Origin of the sequence: Methylobacterium sp. WL12 (assembly GCF_008039475.1) — a bacterium.
GTDB classification, from domain to species: Bacteria; Pseudomonadota; Alphaproteobacteria; order Rhizobiales; family Beijerinckiaceae; genus Methylobacterium; species Methylobacterium cerastii.
The window spans coordinates 1-434 of the sequence record NZ_VRUW01000254.1; the positions used below are offsets into that span (position 1 = coordinate 1).

General features: G+C 58.5%; 1 protein-coding gene. It reads right to left on the minus strand.

Translation table 11 applies throughout. From position 1 onward, the window contains the following. Positions 1-183: 183 nt before the first annotated feature. The gene (locus tag FV226_RS28310) at positions 184-357 is read right to left on the minus strand and encodes a hypothetical protein (protein ID WP_187278888.1); all 174 of its coding nucleotides are present in this window, start codon (positions 355-357) and stop codon (positions 184-186) included. Between the last annotated feature and the right edge of the window lie 77 nt (positions 358-434).

Genomic DNA, 434 nt, shown 5'->3' on the forward strand with positions numbered 1-434 from the left:
ACCAGATTGCAAACTCAACAATACCAGCGATCCACAAAGCGCCGAGCAGGATCATCGCATCGAAAGATATAGACATTGCTGGACTCCCCCCTTCGATTATTGTTGAAGACGTTCTGACAGGGGAACTACGTAGGTGGCAACGAAAATCGTTGTTGCGCTGCGGCGTGCTGGGATTGTCCGGCGCTACCGCCGCCGTTCTTCGTCGGCCACTGCCTCCACTGCCGCAATGGCGTTCTCCAGCTCAGCGATCCGCTTAAGCGTACTGTCGGCCGGCATCGTATCGTACGCGGCCGCCTGCATGATGAGTTCGCGTTGACGGGCCTTGAGGCGGTCCAGCAGGGCTTCGAGCTTGTCCATGGCGCGCTGTAGCGATGCAGGGCCACCTCGACAACATCGAGCCGGTGATCTTCGGAACGATCGTACTGTAGAGGGCG